Source organism: Chryseobacterium sp. WG23, assembly GCF_024586575.1.
Lineage (GTDB): Bacteria > Bacteroidota > Bacteroidia > Flavobacteriales > Weeksellaceae > Chryseobacterium.
The window spans coordinates 153,140-171,057 of sequence record NZ_JALCZE010000003.1 but is presented as its reverse complement, the minus strand read 5'-3'; the positions used below and the strand labels follow the sequence as shown (position 1 = coordinate 171,057).

Annotated in this window: 18 protein-coding genes; 10 read left to right on the top strand and 8 right to left on the bottom strand. The window is 36.3% G+C overall.

Translation table 11 applies throughout. The features are described from left to right. Positions 1-5: 5 nt before the first annotated feature. Entirely contained in the window at positions 6-2,435 is a 2,430-nt protein-coding gene (locus tag MP477_RS06005) for a TonB-dependent siderophore receptor (protein WP_257189591.1), read from the top strand. Between the two features lie 89 nt (positions 2,436-2,524). On the opposite strand, the gene MP477_RS06000 is transcribed toward MP477_RS06005, so the two are convergent. Beyond that, positions 2,525-3,742, bottom strand: coding sequence for a PQQ-dependent sugar dehydrogenase (locus MP477_RS06000; RefSeq protein ID WP_257189590.1), 1,218 nt, complete (start codon positions 3,740-3,742; stop codon positions 2,525-2,527). A 104-nt stretch (positions 3,743-3,846) separates the two neighbouring features. Between MP477_RS06000 and MP477_RS05995 the strand changes: the two genes are divergently transcribed. The 3 genes from MP477_RS05995 (at position 3,847) to uvrB (ending at position 7,830) form a co-directional block, all read left to right on the top strand. Beyond that, complete coding sequence (locus tag MP477_RS05995) at positions 3,847-4,218, top strand: BlaI/MecI/CopY family transcriptional regulator (RefSeq protein ID WP_257189589.1); 372 nt, start codon at positions 3,847-3,849, stop codon at positions 4,216-4,218. A 3-nt stretch (positions 4,219-4,221) separates the two neighbouring features. Beyond that, complete coding sequence (locus MP477_RS05990) at positions 4,222-5,622, top strand: M56 family metallopeptidase (protein ID WP_257189588.1); 1,401 nt, start codon at positions 4,222-4,224, stop codon at positions 5,620-5,622. A 216-nt stretch (positions 5,623-5,838) separates the two neighbouring features. After that, positions 5,839-7,830, top strand: coding sequence for an excinuclease ABC subunit UvrB (gene uvrB, locus MP477_RS05985; RefSeq protein WP_257189587.1), 1,992 nt, complete (start codon positions 5,839-5,841; stop codon positions 7,828-7,830). 85 nt (positions 7,831-7,915) lie between these two features. On the opposite strand, the gene MP477_RS05980 is transcribed toward uvrB, so the two are convergent. The 4 genes from MP477_RS05980 to MP477_RS05965 form a co-directional block, all read right to left on the bottom strand. Then, positions 7,916-8,152, bottom strand: a complete 237-nt coding sequence (locus MP477_RS05980; protein WP_257189586.1) for a DUF3820 family protein — start codon at positions 8,150-8,152, stop codon at positions 7,916-7,918. 10 nt (positions 8,153-8,162) lie between these two features. After that, positions 8,163-9,242, bottom strand: coding sequence for an AI-2E family transporter (locus MP477_RS05975; RefSeq protein WP_230032837.1), 1,080 nt, complete (start codon positions 9,240-9,242; stop codon positions 8,163-8,165). 15 nt (positions 9,243-9,257) lie between these two features. Then, complete coding sequence (locus MP477_RS05970; RefSeq protein WP_230032838.1) at positions 9,258-9,986, bottom strand: beta-carotene 15,15'-monooxygenase; 729 nt, start codon at positions 9,984-9,986, stop codon at positions 9,258-9,260. A 71-nt stretch (positions 9,987-10,057) separates the two neighbouring features. Further along, positions 10,058-10,783 (bottom strand): hypothetical protein, encoded by a 726-nt coding sequence (locus tag MP477_RS05965; RefSeq protein ID WP_257189585.1) that lies wholly within the window; start codon positions 10,781-10,783, stop codon positions 10,058-10,060. A 44-nt stretch (positions 10,784-10,827) separates the two neighbouring features. Here MP477_RS05965 and MP477_RS05960 point away from each other — a divergent pair, with 44 nt between their 5' ends. Together MP477_RS05960 and MP477_RS05955 are read left to right on the top strand one after the other, a co-directional pair. Beyond that, positions 10,828-11,805: an aminodeoxychorismate synthase component I gene (locus MP477_RS05960; RefSeq protein ID WP_257189584.1), complete on the top strand. Its 978-nt coding sequence runs from the start codon at positions 10,828-10,830 to the stop codon at positions 11,803-11,805. Continuing rightward, a complete protein-coding gene (locus MP477_RS05955) occupies positions 11,789-12,415 on the top strand; it encodes an aminotransferase class IV (protein WP_230032846.1) in 627 nt (208 codons plus the stop codon). The genes MP477_RS05960 and MP477_RS05955 overlap by 17 nt, the downstream gene beginning before the upstream one ends. Positions 12,416-12,417: 2 nt before the next feature. On the opposite strand, the gene menD is transcribed toward MP477_RS05955, so the two are convergent. Beyond that, complete coding sequence (gene menD, locus MP477_RS05950) at positions 12,418-14,088, bottom strand: 2-succinyl-5-enolpyruvyl-6-hydroxy-3-cyclohexene-1-carboxylic-acid synthase (protein ID WP_257189583.1); 1,671 nt, start codon at positions 14,086-14,088, stop codon at positions 12,418-12,420. Positions 14,089-14,172: 84 nt separating this feature from the next. On the opposite strand from menD, the gene MP477_RS05945 reads away from it, so the two are divergent. The 3 genes from MP477_RS05945 to MP477_RS05935 all read left to right on the top strand — a co-directional run bounded on the left by MP477_RS05945 (position 14,173) and on the right by MP477_RS05935 (position 15,893). After that, the gene (locus MP477_RS05945) at positions 14,173-15,123 is read left to right on the top strand and encodes an isopenicillin N synthase family oxygenase (RefSeq protein WP_230032856.1); all 951 of its coding nucleotides are present in this window, start codon (positions 14,173-14,175) and stop codon (positions 15,121-15,123) included. 253 nt (positions 15,124-15,376) lie between these two features. Next, positions 15,377-15,535, top strand: a complete 159-nt coding sequence (locus MP477_RS05940) for a hypothetical protein (protein WP_230032857.1) — start codon at positions 15,377-15,379, stop codon at positions 15,533-15,535. Positions 15,536-15,722: 187 nt separating this feature from the next. Continuing rightward, positions 15,723-15,893, top strand: coding sequence for a bacteriocin (locus tag MP477_RS05935; protein ID WP_230032859.1), 171 nt, complete (start codon positions 15,723-15,725; stop codon positions 15,891-15,893). Between the two features lie 73 nt (positions 15,894-15,966). On the opposite strand, the gene MP477_RS05930 is transcribed toward MP477_RS05935, so the two are convergent. Together MP477_RS05930 and MP477_RS05925 are read right to left on the bottom strand one after the other, a co-directional pair. After that, positions 15,967-17,013, bottom strand: a complete 1,047-nt coding sequence (locus MP477_RS05930; RefSeq protein ID WP_257189582.1) for a PA0069 family radical SAM protein — start codon at positions 17,011-17,013, stop codon at positions 15,967-15,969. Positions 17,014-17,136: 123 nt separating this feature from the next. After that, positions 17,137-17,331 carry a hypothetical protein gene (locus MP477_RS05925; RefSeq protein ID WP_230032863.1) on the bottom strand — a complete coding sequence of 65 codons (195 nt, stop codon included), beginning with the start codon at positions 17,329-17,331 and terminating at the stop codon, positions 17,137-17,139. 174 nt (positions 17,332-17,505) lie between these two features. Between MP477_RS05925 and MP477_RS05920 the strand changes: the two genes are divergently transcribed. Next, positions 17,506-17,856 (top strand): hypothetical protein, encoded by a 351-nt coding sequence (locus tag MP477_RS05920; RefSeq protein ID WP_257189581.1) that lies wholly within the window; start codon positions 17,506-17,508, stop codon positions 17,854-17,856. Positions 17,857-17,918 lie beyond the last annotated feature (62 nt).

Sequence of the window (17,918 nt, the reverse complement as noted above, 5' to 3'; positions counted from 1 at the left end):
CAAATATGAAAATAAAATACATCAGCGTCATTTTTCTTAGTGCTTCTTCATTATCCTATGCTCAGCAAATACAAGATACTATTGCCAAAGAGTCAAAAATAGAGGAAGTTGCCATTACGGGAAGCCGGAATAAAAAAAGAACGGTCATCAATACACCTGTTCCTATAGACGTCATTGACATTAAGCAGGTAAGCCAGGCAACAGGACAGGTAGAAGTCAACCAGCTGCTGCAGTTTGCGGCACCGTCTTTTAATTCCAATAAACAATCCGGATCAGATGGCGCTGATGCGGTAGATCCGGCCACATTGAGAGGCTTAGGCCCTGATCAAACATTGTTATTACTCAATGGAAAAAGATACCATCAATCTTCGTTAATCAACCTTTTCGGAACCAAAGGAAGGGGAAATACAGGATCTGATATGAATACCATTCCCATTGGTGCCATCAAAAGAATTGAAGTCCTTCGTGACGGCGCTTCAGCACAATATGGTTCAGATGCTATTGCCGGGGTGATCAATGTCATCCTTAATGACCGTGATAAGGGTTTTGAGGGGAACGCTTTTTATGGGATGAATCTTTTTAAAAGTCCCGGAGACAAAGATATTGTATCAGATCGCAAAATTGACGGAAATACCTTTGACTTCAGTGGAAACCTGGGAACAAAAATAGGTTCAAAGGGCGGATTTGGAAACTTTACTGTTGAATTCGTCAATAAAGACTATGCTATAAGAAATGCCAATCCTGACAGATACACCGCTCCCAGACAGCGCTTTGGAGATGCAAAAGCTCAGAATGTGTATTTTTTCGGAAATATAGAACTCCCATTATCTGACGGACTTACATTCTACTCACGTCAGGGATTCTCACACAGGAATACTAAAGCTTACGCATGGACCAGAACCCCTGAAGCTGATGGAAACATTCCTGAAATTTATCCGAATGGCTTTGATCCGATTGAAGATACCAGCATCACTGATTTCACCTTTGATAACGGTCTGAAGTTCAAAGTAGCAGACTGGGATGTTGATTTTTATAATGCTTTTGGAAGCAATCGATTTACCTATGATATCAAAAACACTGTAAATGCTACGTTAGGAGCTCAATCTCCCACTAGCTTTGATGCCGGGGGACATTCCTTACTTCAAAATACTACAGGTTTTAATGCAGCCAAACAATTTAAGGTATTGGAAGGTCTCAATATTGCTTTCGGATCTGAATTCAGGTATGAAAAATTTGAAATTATTAAAGGCGAAGAAGCATCTTATGCCATGTATGATATCAATGGAAACATTGTAACCCGAACAACTCCGGATGCTCTGTTGGTCACCAATCCTTTATCCGGGGCAGTAAGACCTGGAGGATCTCAGGGCTTTCCCGGTTATTCTACGGACATTGGTAAAAGCAGAAATAATTTTGCTGCCTATGTTGACACCGAACTTGATCTTACTAAGAAATGGATGATCAGTTTAGCCGGAAGATTTGAAAATTATAATGATTTTGGAAGTACTTTAAACGGTAAATTCGCTACCCGTTATGCTATTACACCGCAGCTGGCATTCCGGGGATCGGTATCAACAGGTTTTAGAGCTCCTTCTCTGGCACAGAAATATTACAGCCAGCAATTTACCAATTTTCAGGGAGGAAAGCTTGTTACCATTCAATTGGCATCTAACGACAGTGACCTTGCCAACAAAGTAGGAATTGACCAGCTGAAACAGGAAACATCTGTCAATGGAAGTGCCGGATTTACTTTTAATACCGGAAAATTTACAGCTACAGTGGATGGTTATTATATCAAAGTAAAAAATAGAATTGTTCTGACCGGAAATTTTTCCAGAGATGACCTGCCAGCTGATGTTCAGGCAGAATACCCATACATTAATCAGGCTCAGTTTTTTGCAAATGCTATAGATACCAGAACAATGGGTATAGATGTTATTTTAAATTATAATGAAACCATCGGTTCCGGCAAGCTAACCGCAACTCTGGCAGGTAATTACAACAACATGGAAATTACCAAAGTGAATACTTCAGAGCAGTTAAAAGGCAAAGAAGATATCTACTTAAGCCCCCGAGAAAAAGGGTTTATTCTGGCCTCTGCACCTAAAACAAAGATTAATCTAAACCTCAACTATAAAATCAGCAAGTTTAACGCCAATTTGCAGCTTGTAAGATTTGATAAAATCACTTTAATAGGTTATGATAATGCTGAACAGGTCTACAATTCAAAAGTAACTACAGACCTTTCCTTTGGCTATGAATTTACCAGCAACCTGAACCTTACATTGGGAAGTAAAAATATATTCAACAGATATCCTACTCTTCAATCCTCTCAGGTAACATCAGGAAATACAGAATCCGGAGGTATTTTTGATCCCGTACAAATGGGGTTTGGAGGAAGACAGGTTTTTGCCCGACTAAACTTTAAGTTTTAATGAAACTTAAATGGAATAAGCCCTCATAATTTTCCTCTTTTTGATTCTTACAACCAACAACTCCTGAACTCATTTCAGGAGTTGTTGGTTTATTTTTTTGAAATTTTATAGAGCTTTCCACTGTCTGTCACTGCGTACAGATTACCATCCATTCCGTTTAAAACATCCCTGAACCGTTCTTTTTGATCTGCCAGAAGGCGTTCTTCACCTATCACTTTATTATCTTTCATTACAATTCTATTGATGTGTTCTCCACTCAGACATCCTATAAATAAGTTTCCTTTCCATTCGTCAACATTTCCTGTATAAAAGGTGATTCCACTGGGAGAGATCACAGGATCCCAATAATAAACCGGCTGCTCTGTACCTTCTCTCTGTGTAATTCCCTCACCTACTTTTTGCCCGGAATACTCAATTCCATAGGTTACATCTCCCCATCCGTAGTTCTTGCCGGGCTGTATAAGATTAATTTCATCTCCACCGCGTGGGCCCATTTCCACATCCCAAAGTGTTCCGTTCGGATCAATAGCCATTCCCTGCGGATTTCGGATACCATAGGCATAAATTTCAGGTTTATATCCCTGTTTGCCGATAAAAGGGTTGCCGGGGGCAGGCTTTCCGTCTTTTGTGATTTTTAGTATTTTGCCTAAATAATTATCTGTTTTTTGAGCGAATACCCTTGTTACCTTATCTGATCTTTCTCCTGTACTTACAAATAAAAATCCATCTTTATCAAATGCCAGCCTGCTTCCATAATGCTTGTCACCATCATAGGATGGCTCTGCTCTGAAAATCACCTTAACATCTGAAATAGTTTTAAAATCCCCGGACAGCCTTCCTTTTGCTACAGAGGTAAGATTCCCCTTTCCGAAAGGTTCCGAAAAACTGAAGTAAATGGTAGTATTGGTTTTAAAATCAGGGTCAAGTGCAACATCAAGCATTCCTCCCTGTCCTTTTGAATCTACTTTCGGAAATCCTTCTATTTTAAAAACCTGCTTTCCATCCTGGGATACAAGGTTCATATGTCCTCTTTTATCCGTAATAAGAAATCTTCCGTCCGGCAGATTGATAATGCCCCATGGTTTTCCGAGATCTTTGTTTATAATCTCTGCTTGATAAGGAGTTACTGTCTTTACAGCTTTAATCCTTGTCTGCCCTTTAAATGCAGGCTTATAGTCAGAATTGGGGGATTCTGTTTCTACACTGCCATCTGCTCCCACCTGCTGAGCATTCACATTAGCTTTCTTACACGAAGACAAAATAAAGAAAACACTCAATAATGGGATGTAAAATTGATTGATATTCATAACATTATGGATTAGGTATTAAAATGAATGGAAAAATAATGCCATAAAATTTGCATAGTAAAACTTTTATTCTACATTTGTAGAGCTAATTGCAATATTGTAGAATGAAAGAAATAAAACTAACTGATTCAGAAAAAGCTCTTATGGAAATTCTTTGGAAAAAAAAGAAAATTTTCATGAAAGAAATTTTAGATTCTTATCCAGAACCAAAACCGGCCGCAACTACGGTTGCCACACTGCTGAAAAGAATGCAGAATAAAGATTTGGTAGGGTATACATTGTATGGAAATTCCCGCGAATACTATCCAAAGATAGAGAAAGGGGAATATTTCAAGGAAGAAATGACTTCCATGATTGACCGTTTTTTCAACAGCTCGGTGACACAGTTTGCCTCTTTTTTTACCTCTAATGCCAAACTGAGTCAAAAACAGCTGAAAGAACTTCGTGAAATAATAGATCAACAGATAAAAGATTAAAAAATGGTTGCTATTGTTCTAAAAATAATGATCTGCTCTTCACTATTGATCGCGATATACCATTTGTTTTTGGAAAAAGAGAAAATGTATGGATTTAACAGGTTCTATTTACTGTTCTCCCTTGTGTTTTCTTATACAGTACCTTTTGTTTCAATTACAAGCTCCTTTCAAAAACCAGAAAAAATTGCTCAGCTGACTATTGAAGAAACAGCACAGCAGATGATCATGATAACATCCGGACAAAGCTCTTTTGACTGGATGAATATGATGTGGATTCTTTATGCAGCTATCAGTATTTTTCTACTGGTCAAAAGCATTCTGGCTATCCGGACGATAAAGAAAATAGAAGGTGAAAGAATCACCTATCTGAATTACCATATTGTATCAACAGAAAAAAGAATTTCTCCATTTAGCTTCTGGAATACGATTTATTTGGGAAAAAATTATATTACCAACAATGTCATTGATTCAAGGATCTTTTTGCACGAAAAGAGTCATATTGACCAGAAACACAGTATTGATATTGCATTCATAGAAGTATTAAAAATCTTCACATGGTTTAATCCTGTTCTTTTTCTATACAAAAAAGCCATGGTTACCAATCATGAATTTCTCGCGGACGAGGCCGTTTTAAAGAATAATTTTAATGTTAAAAGTTATCAGTCTTTAATTTTAGACGAAATTATCAACAGCCAAAATCCAACACTGACCCACTCATTTAATTTTAACAACACCAAAAAACGTTTTATTATGATGACCACCAAAAAATCAAAATTTATTGTCTTAAAAAAGGCTGCAAGTGTACCTGTTTTTATCGCTGCCTTTATGGTATTTGCTTCGAAAACCTATGCCAATAATCCCATCCAGGCAAATACAGAAACACAACCGCTACAGCCATCAAAAAAAGTGCTACCACAACAGATAACTAAAGTAATATATTCTTCTGAGAAAAGTATTAAAAATGAGGAACAGAATCCGGTAACAGTACGCCTGAAGGAAAATTTCAAAACCACAACAGACACACTATCTCCTAAAAAGAAAACAATAACAGAAGCCAATGAGGGTAGAAACACACTAACCGAGAAAACTTTAAATTCCAATGATCATACTATTGAGCCACAATATCCTGGTGGAAGTCAGGCCCTTCGCTCAAAAATTGCCAACACCATGGATGTAAGCAAAATGAAAGCTTTCAAAGGAGTCATTAAGTCAGTTGCTTATATTTACATTGATGAAAATGGAAAAACAACCAAAGTAACCACGTCAGGTGACAATGAAATATTTAACAGTGAGCTTCTTAAAACCCTCACGGTCTTAGGTAATGAAGTAACATGGACGCCCGGCACTCAAAATGGAAAGGCTATAGCAGCAGTAGTGAAACTCCCCGCCGCACTCTCTTTTTAAAAACCATAACATACAAGCGCTAAATATATAGCGCTTTTTTTTCGGAAATCATAAGGCACACAAATGATCAGAAAACTCAAAAGCAGCAGCTCCACAAATAATAAAAGAAACGAAAGATCATCAATAAGTTAAAATTTCACAATCAGGATATTCGTCTTCAAAACTTTATCCTGTCTAATAATTTCTTTCGTATTTTTGTTCTATACATTCTTTTCTATGGATTTTAAGCTTCAATCAGAATATAAACCTACCGGAGACCAGCCACAGGCTATTGAAAAACTTACTGAGGGAATCAATATCGGCGAGAAATACCAAACTCTTCTCGGGGTAACAGGCTCAGGAAAGACCTTTACAGTAGCCAATCTGGTACAAAACGTACAAAGACCCACTTTAGTACTAGCTCATAACAAAACGTTGGCAGCTCAGCTTTTCATGGAATTTAAAGAATTCTTTCCCGAAAATGCTGTTGAATATTTTGTCAGCTACTACGACTACTATCAGCCGGAAGCTTATATTGCGACCACCGGAACATATATTGAAAAAGACCTGAGTATTAATGAGGAAGTTGAAAAATTACGTCTTTCTGCCACGGCCAGTCTGCTTTCGGGAAGAAGGGATGTTTTGATTGTAGCATCGGTTTCCTGTATTTACGGTATTGGAAACCCCACGGAATTCCACAAGTCATTAATTTCCATTGCAATTGGTGAAAAAGTAACCCGAACGGCCCTTTTACATTCTTTGGTGAGCGCGCTATATGCCAGAACCTTAAATGAATTTCAAAGGGGAACATTCCGGGTAAAGGGTGATGTTATAGATGTTTTTCCTGCTTATGCCGACAATGCACTCAGGATACAGTTTTTTGGAGATGAAATTGAAAAAATCCAAAGTTTTGATCCTGTAACCGGAAATGTAGATTCCAACTTTGAGCAGATTCAGATCTATCCTGCCAATCTTTTTGTTACTTCTAAAGAAACACTGAATGGAGCCATCAAGGATATTCAGGATGATATGGTAAAGCAGGTAGACTTTTTCAGTTCCATTGGAAAACCTTTAGAAGCTAAGAGACTTCAGGAAAGAACAGAGCTGGATCTTGAAATGATTAAAGAACTCGGCTATTGCTCGGGAATCGAAAATTACTCAAGATATCTGGATGGCAGGCTTCCGGGCACGAGACCTTTCTGCCTGATTGATTATTTTCCGAAAGACTTTTTAATGGTTATTGATGAAAGCCACGTTACCGTACCACAAGTTCATGCTATGTACGGGGGTGACCGTAGCAGAAAAGAAGCATTAGTAGAATATGGCTTCAGATTACCTGCAGCAATGGATAACAGGCCGTTGAAATTTGAGGAATTTGAAGCGATACAGAATCAGGTAATTTATGTTTCTGCAACTCCCGCAGACTATGAATTAGAAAAAACAGGAGGAGCCTATATTGAACAGATCATCCGTCCTACCGGACTTCTTGATCCTATTATCGAAGTCAGGCCCAGTCTCAACCAAATTGACGACTTAATGGAGGAAATCCGGAAAAGAGCTGACGCTGATGAAAGAGTACTGGTGACTACTCTTACCAAGAAAATGGCTGAGGAACTTACCAAATACTTTGTAAAATTCGGAATCAGAACACGATATATCCACTCTGATGTTGAAACCCTGGAGCGTATTCAGATCATGCAGGATCTGCGTTTAGGTCTTTTTGATGTTTTGATTGGTGTTAATTTATTAAGAGAAGGTTTAGATTTACCCGAAGTTTCATTGGTAGCTATTCTTGATGCCGATAAAGAAGGAATGCTGAGAAGCCGAAGATCAATGATACAAACCGTTGGGCGTGCTGCAAGAAATATTAATGGAAAAGCCATTATGTACGCTGATAAAATCACCAAATCTATGCAGGCCACTTTAGATGAAACCGAATACCGCCGTGCAAAACAAATGCAGTATAATGATGAACATGGTCTTAAGCCAACAGCCTTAAACAAAAAAATATCTGAAAACCTTGTAGGAAGGACCAAAGACTTCCCGGACGAAAAATATACCCAGAAAGAAATCCTGCAGAAAGTAGCTGAAGTAAAAGCCAGCTATGCCGGGGAAGATATAGAGAAAATGATCACGCAAAAACAAAAAGAAATGGAAGCAGCAGCCAAGAACCTTGACTTTATAAAAGCAGCCAAATTAAGGGATGAAATTGCAGCTTTGAAAAGTTAATAATCTGAGTTAATAGAGAATAAATATAAAAACTTAAGGCGGCATCTTCGATGCCGCCTTAAGTTTATCTTACAATTTACGAGTATTATTTTCCATTTCTCACCGCGGCTCTGATCGGAATCAAAAGATCCGTCAATCCATTCAGCTTGATCTCATAAACGGTTGAAAGCTGCATCCCTAGTTTTCCTTTAGGCATTCCTGTCCGGTTAAACCATTCAAGATAGCTTATAGGAAGATCGGCTAAAGTGGTCCCCTCGTATTTACCGAAAGGCATTTTAACCACACAGATTTCTTTTAGTATTTCTGAATTTACTCCTTCCAATTTTAACTTATTAAATTAATTTATTCTCTCCTATTTCCTGATCAGGTATTTCCAGATCCGGAGGGGCATCTTCATCCGAAAATTCATTTCTGTACACCTGAACCAAAAGTAAGGTAAGCGAAATCAGAATCGGCCCAAAAATAAGCCCCATAAAGCCGAAGAGATTCATTCCCATAATAATTCCAAATACTGTATTTAAAGGATGAATATTTTCCAGTTTTTTCAGCAATGTAAACCGCAGTAAATTATCCGTTAAACCAACGACAACGATACAGTAAACTGCCAATCCAACCCCTTGTCCGGTATCTCCTACGGCGATCATATAAATACAAACAGGAATATACACTATGGCTGCTCCTACTACAGGAATCATCGACCCGGCGGCAGTGAGTGCAAAAAGCAAAACAGGGCTTGGCGCACCAAAAATAAAATAACCAATTAAGGCTACAACTCCTTGTCCGATGGCTACAACAGGAATTCCTATTGCATTGGCAATAATAAGCTTTCTCATCTTGTCGCCAATCAAAGAAACGTTCGCTCTCTTTAAAGGTGCTGATGAGGTAAGTATTTTCTCAAATAACCTCGGCTTCTCAAGCATAAAATAAAGAATAAAGTACATGGACATAATCACCGTAAGGGTATTAAAAGTTCCACTTACAGCAACCGTAGAGATTTTCCCTACTGATCCTTTTACTTTGTCCATATTTTCTTTGCTAAGGATATCAAACCCAAATTTAGTATCGATATAAGTATGTATTTTTTCCAGAAATACATTGAACTTAGCCATATATGCCTGTGCATTCCCTATTTTATCTATCAGAAGGTCGGCTATAAAATAAATTGGCAAAATTAAAATCACCAAACTGGCCAACATTAAAACAAATGATGCCAACCAGGGCTTCCATTTTTTAACTTCCTGTAAATAAAAATTATACTTGCGGCATACTACATAAATTGTTATAGCACCCAATACCGAAGGTATAAAAAGTGCCAGGTTAAAACAAATCAGCCCTGCCAATACCAATATAATAACAAGCAGAAAAACCTGCTTTATAGCAACACCGCTTATTTGTTTGTCTTTATTCATCATTTATTACTGCTGTTTTTATTGCTTATACATGATTTGTCTCGGCTTTCCCAGGAATGCACAGTAGGTAGAGTACATGACAATCATCATAAATGGAGCAGTCAAAATAATTCCAATTCCACAAAGAATAATTCCTGCAATAGAAATAATACCTCCTAAAAGTGTTACCAATAAGAAAACAGCATAGTTTTCTTTTGCGATATTAAAAGACTTTCCTAAAGCCTCAGTGGCTGAAGCATTTTCAAATAATAGAATTGGATATCCTAATAAAAGAAACGGATACACAAAAATAAGCGGGAAAAAGCATAATGCTGCTGCAATAGAAGAAATAATCCCTGAAAGGATACTGTAGATCAATATATTTACAAAATTCTGACGATATCCTATAAACAGATCCGAAAACTCAATCTGACTTTTCGTATTGAATTTATTAACAATGTAGATTAATCCTACATATAAAGGAGCTAATAAAATACCAAAAAGACCGGAGAATGTCATATACATCGGAAATCCGGGAGCATTCCAGTAATTAAAGTCACCTCCTGAATCTCTTATTTCCTCCATCATGGAAGCAGAATTAAATCCTGTAAGTGTTTGTATAATGTATCCTCCGATAAGATAAATTATCATGGCAACAATTCCATAACCGAAAACACCCTTATACATGTCAAATGCATGTGAAATTATTGATCCTGTATCTTTGTTAGGTACAGAACCCTGTTGATCAAATTCGTTAAATTCAGACATAGTTTAATATTTTAATGGTTTTACCAAATTTAACTTATTTTGGTAAAAAACACACTAAACCCTATTGAAATTTATTTTTGTTCGGAAAAAGCTGTTTTATAAAGAGAATAAATCATTGCATTCCAAAAAGGAAAAGTAAAAAGACCTCCTACAAAAAACAACGCAAAACCGACGTATTTGAAAAAGACAGCCACTATAACACAAACAAATATTTCAAGAAAATATATTCTCAGTGCTTTAAAGTTTAAAGAAATCGCTTCAAAAATTCTTTTATCAGTAAAGAACATTATCGGGGCCACAAACAGAGTAACCAGCACCCAGACGATACCCAAAATAATGGTCTGAAATGTATAGGCAAATACAAAAAACCAGAATATATAATATCCTATATATTTGAAAAAATTAATCCCGTTATATCCAACAAGCAAATCCTTTAACTCCGGTTTTTCATTAAGATCCAGCTTTCTGTATATCTGATAAAATCCAAGGTTCAGGGGGTAGAGAAAAATGGTAGTTCCTATAATAGCCCAGGAAAATTTTTGAAATCCATCATTGGACATCATTTTCGCTAACTGTGCGGAATACACCTCCATTCCGTCTTTTGCATATTGTGCAGCCTCTGCATATTGGCTTAAAATAGCATATCTTGAATCAAAGAAAAAAAGTACCGAAAGGAAAATTCCAAAATAAAAGATCGAAAACATCAGCTGGAATAAAAGCGTTTTATTCCAATAAAAAAAAGCCTGCTTCAATATAAAATCTAGTCCCGGTTTCTGAGGATATTTATTCTGCATCATAAAAATTTTATGCAAAAGTAAACATCAATAAGTATTTTTGCCGAATGTTTTCAGTGAATCATCAAAAATTTCTAGAAATGGATGAGCTTTCTCTTCAGAAGGTTCCTTACTTTTTCGTTATCGACTTCCTATCCGAGAATGTCGAAATATACAAAGAAGACGAAATAGAAAAATCAGGCTTACTTATTGATTTTCAGAGTTTTTCAACCATAAAAAACAAACAGGAATTACTTGAAAAAATTGAATGGAAATCATTTCCGGAAACGCTGGAAAGCTTTAAATTAGGTTTTGAAAAAGTTCAGAAAAATATTCGTCTGGGAAATTCTTATTTGGTAAATTATACCAGAAAAACTAAAATTCAGACCAATTTAAGCCTAAAAGAAATTTTTTATCATTCAAATGCAAAGTATAAAGTTTTTTATAAAGATTTTTTTGTATTTTTTTCTCCAGAAACTTTTGTCAGGATCATCGATGGTAAAATTTTGACTTATCCCATGAAAGGCACTATTGATGCCTCAGTGGAAAATGCAGCAGAAATTCTGAAGAATGACAAAAAGGAAAAAGCAGAGCACTATACCGTTGTAGATCTTCTCCGGAATGATCTGAGCATGGTAGCAGATGATGTGAAAGTAGATCAGTTTCAGCAAATTGATTTTATTAAAACTCAGCAAAAAGATCTGTACGCCATGAGTTCTGAAATTTCAGGTATATTAAAACCTGAATTTAACGGGAAGCTGGGAAGTGTAATGCAAAAATTACTTCCTGCAGGATCAATTCTGGGAGCTCCAAAACCCAAAACCCTGGAAATCATACTGGAAGCAGAAGGATATGACAGAGGGTATTATACAGGAGTCTGCGGTTGGTTTGACGGCAAAAATGTCGACAGCTGTGTGATGATACGTTTTATTGAAAAAGAAGGCGAGCAACTTTATTTCAAGAGCGGAGGAGGCATCACACACATGAGTAAATTAGAAGACGAATATCAGGAAATGAAAAATAAAATTTATGTCCCAATTCATTGAAAGCATTAAAATAGAAGATCAGGAAATTTTCCTGCCCGATTTACATCAGAAACGTGTCAATCAGACTTTTTCTCACTTTGGGAAAGAAGATCCTATTGATTTGGTTAAAATTTACAAAAATCTGCATCATGATGAAGACGGCCTGTTTAAACTAAGAGTTTCCTATGATCTGGATAAAAAGGTCCGGACTCAAATGATTCCCTATGCAATTCCTGAAATACATGATTTTCAGCTGGTAGAAAATAACAGCTTTGATTATTCTTTTAAGTTTGAGGACCGGAAAGAGCTGGATAAAATGAAGATGAAGTCTAAAGCTGAGGAAATCATTATCGTTAAAAACAACCATATCACCGATACTTCTTTTTCCAATCTTTTATTTTTAAAAGGTAAGGAATGGTTTACCCCAAATACCTATCTTTTAAATGGTGTACAGAGACAACATCTTTTAAAACACAAAAAAATCAAAGAAGCGGAAATTACCCTACAAAACATAAAGCAATTCACACATTTTCAAATCATTAATGCTTTAAATGATTTCGATGATATGTTTATTTATCCTATCGACAGAATTATGAATCTGCCAGGAAATGAAGAATACCTGGATCTTTAATTTTATTTAAGAAAACTAAAATAGTCCTTTAATACATCTGCACTGTTTTTCCCGTGGGTATTTACTTCCAGGATTTTTGGCTGTGCATCCGGTTTGAAGAAATTCTCCAATACACGGTCTAAGGTCAGTTCATCTTCCACTCTGATATACGAGAAACCAAAGTGTTTCGCTAAATGTTCCGCATTTTTACGGTGCTTTGTCGCAATAAACTCATCCAATGTATTGGGGTTGGCATTTCCCGGACCTGGAATGATTTTAAAGATATTCCCTTCCCCGTTATTAAAGATCATAATTCTTACAAACGGTGGAATATATTGATTCCACAGGCCATTGATATCATAGAAGAATCCTAAATCTCCGGTAATCAACAATGTAGGATTCTCATTTTTGATTGCAAAACCCATTGCTGTAGAGGTAGATCCGTCAATTCCGCTGGTTCCCCTGTTGCAAAACATTTTCCTTTTGCCAAAATCAAACAGCTGAGCATATCTTATGGCTGAAGAGTTACTGAAATGAATATTATAGTTCTCAGGAATCGACTGTGAAGCTTTATTGAAAAAGTAAAAGTCAGAAAATCCGACAGTATTTAAAAACTGCTGATGTTTTGCATCTTTTTTATCTCTCAGCACATCCCATAGGTTGAAGTAAGGTCTGGGCTCCAGATTAATGAAATTTAAAAGTTTAGAGAAGAAAACCTCAGGCTTAACCTCAATTTTTTCTGTCAGAGAGAAATAGGTATCCGGCTGCCACACTTCATCCAGGTGCCAATGCTGTTTTGGACGTGCGCTTCTCAAAAATTGTTTTACTTTTTTAGAAACTACATTTTGCCCCACAGTAATCAACAGGTCCGGAGCATACGTCTTATAATCTTCTTCTGTAAAATTAAAGATCAGCCGGTCAATATGTCTGAAGAATTTTTCATGATGCAAATTCGAATTGGCTTCACTTAAAACAACTACCGAATGGTTCTTTACCAGCTGAGTCAGTTGGTTTTCCAATTCAGGACTGTAATCTCGTGTCCCAACCAACAACATAATTCTTTGCGAGGTATGCCATCCGGCAATCAGATGGGAGGGAATTTCATACTCTTTATGTCTGATTGTTTTTTCAACAGAAGGAAAAGCCGGAAGTTCTGAAACCAGTTCATACAAAGGCTCTTCTAAAGGTATATTGATATGCACCGGGCCCTGCTTTTCAAAGCAAAGCTCGATAGCTTTTTTAATAATATCGAAATTAATATCTTCTGCATTTTCCTTACTGTCTTCCAAAAGCTGGAAATCACCGTAGGAATGCTGATGAAAAACATCTTTCTGCCTGATTGTCTGCCCATCGAAAATATCAATAAAATCCGTTGGCCGGTCAGCAGTTAATACCAAAAGTGGAATATTCTGATAAAAAGCTTCTGTAACTGCCGGGTAATAATTGACTACTGCAGAGCCACTGGTACAGGTAATCGCTACCGGTTTCTTCTCACTTTTAGCCATCCCCATTGCTACAAATGCTGCACTCCTTTCATCTACAATACTGAAACAGTTGAAACCATCCACTTCTGAAAAGTGAATCGCTAAGGGAGCATTTCGTGATCCCGGCGAGATGACAATATCTGAAATTCCATACTGCTGAAGAAGATGTGCAAGTATTTGAATACTTCTCTTAGAAGAATATTTTTTCATACCGCAAATTTAACTTATAAAAAATGATTTTAAAATCATTTAATTTAAAAAAAATGTAATTTTGCTGTTCGTAAATTTCTAAAAATGGATAAAATACCTAGTGTAGACCTGCGTGATTTCCTTTCGGACAACCCGGAACGCAAACAGAAATTTGTAAATGAAATCGGAAAAGCTTATGAAGAAATTGGTTTTGTTGCCTTAAAAGGCCACTTTCTTGATGACAACCTGGTAGATGAATTGTATGGAGAGGTAAAAAACTTTTTTGAACAGCCAGTGGAAACGAAACACAAGTATGAGATTCCTGGAATTGGTGGTCAAAGAGGCTATGTTGGATTCGGTAAAGAAACGGCTAAAGGTTTCAAAAGAGGAGACTTAAAAGAGTTTTGGCATTTCGGACAATACCTGTCTGATGATTCAAAATACAAAAAAGAGTATCCTGACAATGTGATCGTTGAAGAACTTCCAAAATTCAATGAAGTAGGTAAAGAAGCATTCCAGATGCTTGAAAAAACAGGCCAGTATGTGCTAAGAGCTTTAGCCATTCACCTGGGTCTGGATGAATTTTATTTTGATGATAAAATTGCAGAAGGAAATTCTATCTTAAGACCTATCCATTATCCGCCGATCACTGAAGAGCCGGATGATGCAGTAAGAGCAGCAGCACACGGAGATATCAACCTTATTACTCTTTTAATGGGAGCACAGGGTAAAGGTCTTCAGGTTCAGAACCACAACGGGGAATGGATTGATGCTATTGCAGAGCCGGATGAATTGATGATCAATGTTGGAGATATGCTTTCAAGACATACCAACAACAAATTGAAGTCTACTATTCACAGAGTGGTAAACCCCCCAAGAGAATTATGGAGTACTTCAAGGTATTCAATTCCTTTCTTTATGCACCCAATCAGTGCTATGTCTTTAAATGCACTTGAAAACTGCGTAGATGAAAACAATCCAAAATTGTATGAAGATACAACAGCAGGGGAATTTTTACATGAAAGACTGATCGAGCTGGGCTTGATTAAAAAATAATACTATAATAGTCAATAATTGATCTGTTTTGAATGTTATCTTTTGTATAACAGCAGGTTAATTATTGACTGTTTTTTTTCTATACTATAGATCTCCAACTATTTTCCCTTCCTGGTTACCTGCTTTTCACGAAAACAGAATGCCATGCTTAAGCCCTTCAACTATTTTTTATTTTTTTTACATACCATATCGATATTAGTTAAAAATATTTTGCATAAATTTACATTACTATCAAATTTTTAATTAAAACAGTATGAAAAATTTAAAAAAACTAAGAAAAGACCAACTGAAAAGTATTTCCGGAGCAGGAATCAAACTTCCGGAGCCTGAATTTTGTATGTATTACTGTAATGGTACTGTCATCTGTGCAGGCTGCAGTGATGATTTCAAATGTCCGGACGACTCAATGTAAAATTGAAGTTCAAACATAATTAGAAACTGAAACCACTCTTTCCCGAGTGGTTTTTAATTTCCACACCTTTCTTATAATACTATGAATTAAATCCTTAACAAAATTTTTGCAATAAAAAAAATAATTCCATCATGGCTGATTTATAAGTATTTTGATTATCTTTAGGCTAACATCAAACTAAAATATTATGAAAAATCTAAAAAAACTGAGTAAAGAGAAACTGAAAAGTATTTCCGGAGGAATAAGCTATCCTTTTCCCGGAGACTGCTTCTATGTATGTAGCGACGGAATAACGTATAAGGAATTGTGCAGGGCAGAGTTTATCTGTCCGGATGGTGAACAACCTGTTATCTATTAGCAACAACCTGTACCTTACAAAAAGCCGTTCTTAATTTGGGCGGTTTTTTATTTCCATTAAAATCAATTTAAAATTAATCAAACAGCCGTAATTGCTGATCTCTGCTTCCGGTAAAGTTTGCCGTAGAGAGTTTTGGAAACTCCTTTCCGTCAAAAAACTTTTTCCTACCAATTTTAAAGGTATTATGAATCATTTCAGCAATATTTCCTTCTCCCCGCTGCCTTTCAAAATATCTTTTATCTCCCAGCTTCCCCCCACGCATAGAACGGATCAAATTTAAAACCTTTTGAGCTCTATCCGGAAAATGTGCTTCAATCCAGTTGACAAAAACCGGTTCTACCGTATCATTTAAACGTACCAACGTATATCCGAATCCCAATGCCCCGGCATCAGAAATAGATTTCAATATAGATAAAGGTTCGTCACTGTTTAATCCGGGAATAATTGGTGCTACCATTATATGTACCGGGATTTTATGTTCAGAAAGAACTTCTATTGCTTTCAATTTATTAGGGGCAGAGCTTGTTCGGGGCTCCATTTTTCGCCTAAGCTCTTCATTGATAGTCGGAATACTTAATGACACAGATACCAGATTCTGTTCTGCCATGGGCTCTAAAATATCCAGATCCCTCAATACCAATGCATTTTTTGTAAGGATATTAACAGGATGTCTGTAGTCAAGACAAATTTGCAGCAGTTTCCGGGTAATTTCAAATTGCCTTTCAGCAGGCTGGTAACAATCTGTATTTCCGGAAAGCAGAATCGGAGCAGCTTTGTATCCTCTTTTTTGGAAAAATTTCTCCAGCAGGTCCGGAGCATTCTTTTTTACCATGATTTTTCTTTCAAAATCAATCCCGGCACTGTATCCCCAATACTCGTGGGTAGGTCTTGCAAAACAGTAAGAACAGCCATGCTCACAACCCTGATAAGGATTCATGGAATATTCCATAGGTAGATCCTCGCTTTTAACCTGATTCACAATAGTTTTGGGAAAAACTTCAGTAAAAGAAGTCTTCACTGCCTCGAAATCTTCATCTTCAGGCTCATAGGTATACCTGTCGAAACGGTTGATAACGTTTCGCTGCGCGCCCTGACCTTTTTTGAAATTTTCGTTTTGCATTCTGATGTAAAATTAAAATGGAATTGACATAAAATAATGAGTTTTAACACTAAAGTTTTCCACAAAGAAAATCCAACACTTTCAAAAGCGTTGGATTTAAACATAATTAAATATATTATTTTACTACTTCAGCGCGAATAATTCTACTCCATGATTTTCATCATCCTGGTTTTTTTCATCAAAGTGTCTGTGATAATCTGAATAACTATCACTATATTTTTTATCTTTCTTCGTTAATATTTTTTTAATGCTTATAAAGCTTAATACTGCCAAAAGACCAACTCCCCCTGCCAGTAAAACTCCAACTTCTTTTTTCATATTTTCTTTGATTTATTGCTTTTACCATTGCAAAAAGTATACCTATTTGAATTTTCTGAATTATAAATTTTGTTAACATTAAACTTTATTTTTAAGGAAATTATAATTCGTTATTTTTCTTAAATTTAGAAATGTAATGGTTTAATTATTGTATTAATTAAGGAAAATATTATTATGGAAAATCCGGAAAACATCGACAGAATGACCACTTTAAGCCAAGTCATGAAAACACTCTCTGAAAGAGGAATACATAGGGAATTCAGAATGAATGAAAATTGCGAAATGAAGTTTGAAAATTCTGATAAAATCTATCAGCCATCTGAATTAACCATCTTAAAAACATACCGTTTCGAAGGAGACAGCAATCCTGATGACAACGCTGTTCTTTACGTCCTGAAAGACAGTAACGGAAACCGTGGAATGATCATCGATTCCTATGGTGCAGACAGCAATTATCCCGGGGAAGAATTTGATAAATTTTTGAGAGATATTCCTGTTCTGGAAAGTGACGAATTTAATTTTTAAAACATATTGAGCTAAATATTATTTTTTAAACCATTACAGCCATTCTGATGAAAATAATTTCA

Bases quoted from the DNA above. Each gene is read 5' to 3' on its own strand.
- MP477_RS05935 (WP_230032859.1), top strand. From the start codon at position 15,723: ATGAAAAATCTAAAAAAACTGAGTAAAGAGAAACTGAAAAGTATTTCC.
- MP477_RS05960 (WP_257189584.1), top strand. From the start codon at position 10,828: ATGTTTTCAGTGAATCATCAAAAATTTCTAGAAATGGATGAGCTTTCT.
- MP477_RS05970 (WP_230032838.1), bottom strand. From the start codon at position 9,986: ATGTCTGAATTTAACGAATTTGATCAACAGGGTTCTGTACCTAACAAA.
- MP477_RS05930 (WP_257189582.1), bottom strand. From the start codon at position 17,013: ATGCAAAACGAAAATTTCAAAAAAGGTCAGGGCGCGCAGCGAAACGTT.
- MP477_RS05995 (WP_257189589.1), top strand. From the start codon at position 3,847: ATGAAAGAAATAAAACTAACTGATTCAGAAAAAGCTCTTATGGAAATT.
- MP477_RS05940 (WP_230032857.1), top strand. From the start codon at position 15,377: ATGAAAAATTTAAAAAAACTAAGAAAAGACCAACTGAAAAGTATTTCC.
- MP477_RS06005 (WP_257189591.1), top strand. From the start codon at position 6: ATGAAAATAAAATACATCAGCGTCATTTTTCTTAGTGCTTCTTCATTA.
- MP477_RS06000 (WP_257189590.1), bottom strand. From the start codon at position 3,742: ATGAATATCAATCAATTTTACATCCCATTATTGAGTGTTTTCTTTATT.
- MP477_RS05945 (WP_230032856.1), top strand. From the start codon at position 14,173: ATGGATAAAATACCTAGTGTAGACCTGCGTGATTTCCTTTCGGACAAC.
- MP477_RS05975 (WP_230032837.1), bottom strand. From the start codon at position 9,242: ATGATGAATAAAGACAAACAAATAAGCGGTGTTGCTATAAAGCAGGTT.
- MP477_RS05925 (WP_230032863.1), bottom strand. From the start codon at position 17,331: ATGAAAAAAGAAGTTGGAGTTTTACTGGCAGGGGGAGTTGGTCTTTTG.
- uvrB (WP_257189587.1), top strand. From the start codon at position 5,839: ATGGATTTTAAGCTTCAATCAGAATATAAACCTACCGGAGACCAGCCA.
- MP477_RS05955 (WP_230032846.1), top strand. From the start codon at position 11,789: ATGTCCCAATTCATTGAAAGCATTAAAATAGAAGATCAGGAAATTTTC.
- MP477_RS05965 (WP_257189585.1), bottom strand. From the start codon at position 10,783: ATGATGCAGAATAAATATCCTCAGAAACCGGGACTAGATTTTATATTG.
- MP477_RS05920 (WP_257189581.1), top strand. From the start codon at position 17,506: ATGGAAAATCCGGAAAACATCGACAGAATGACCACTTTAAGCCAAGTC.
- menD (WP_257189583.1), bottom strand. From the start codon at position 14,088: ATGAAAAAATATTCTTCTAAGAGAAGTATTCAAATACTTGCACATCTT.
- MP477_RS05990 (WP_257189588.1), top strand. From the start codon at position 4,222: ATGGTTGCTATTGTTCTAAAAATAATGATCTGCTCTTCACTATTGATC.